Here is a 979-nt window from a genome sequence, read left to right on the forward strand (position 1 = left end):
CATATTGTAGTACCGGTAGGTTGCCAGCCGACCGACGAAAATCGCATCGGTCTGCTGAGCCGCGAGTGCCTCATATCGCTTGTATAGCACTTCATTGTCCGCCCTGGGCACCGGATAGTAAGGATCGCCGTCATCCGTTGGATATTCGTAGGTCAGGCTTGTTTGAGGATGCTGCTGTCCCGTCATATGTTTGTATTCCGTGATCCTGGTGAAGGCCTCGGTCTGCGGGTAGTTGACGACGGCGACCGGCTGGAACCGTGGGGTGTCGAGTGTGACGTGCTCGAAACGCAAAGATCGGTACGGCAATTTTCCCAGCCTGAAGTCGAAAAATTCATCGATTGGACCGCTATAGATGAGGCGCCGATAGGGGATGACCTCTCGAACCTCGCGGTAGTCCGTTTGCAGCATCACCTTGATATTGGGATGGGCCAGCATCCGTTGAAACATGCGTGAGTAGCCGCCCGCTGGCATGCTTTGGAACGCGTCGCCGAAATACCTGTCATCGCGATTGGTTCGTGTCGGCACGCGCGCTGTCACTGACCTGCTCAGCTGCGACGGGTCGACCCCCCACTGCTTTCGCGTGTAGCCTTGGAAAAACTTCTGGTAGAGCTCGCGTCCCACCGTGCCCACGACCACGTCCTCGGCGGTGCGGATTTCTTGCACGCTCTCTCTCCGTTCGACCAGAAACTGCTCCATTTGCTCGGAGGTTAGCTCGAGGCCATAGAGACGATTGATCGTGTCCAGGTTAATTGGAATTGGCAGAAGCTGACCGTCAACCTTGGCTAGAACACGGTGCTCATAAGGGCGCCACGCCGTGAACTGAGACAGGTAGGCGACAATGGATTCAGAATTGGTGTGAAAGATATGCGGCCCATAGCGATGCACGAGAATGCCGGCTTCATCGTACCAATCAAAAGCGTTGCCGCCGATGTGACTCCGACGATCGACGACGAGCACTGTCTCGCCGCGCCGACTGGCT

At 56.5% G+C, this 979-nt stretch carries 1 protein-coding gene; it reads right to left on the reverse strand.

Annotated elements, in window-relative coordinates; translation table 11 throughout:
- Positions 1-979: UDP-galactopyranose mutase (gene glf, locus ACXJ7R_RS34290; protein ID WP_457155664.1), on the reverse strand; the 979-nt coding region annotated here is incomplete at both ends.

The organism is Mesorhizobium sp. P5_C1 (assembly GCF_054049815.1).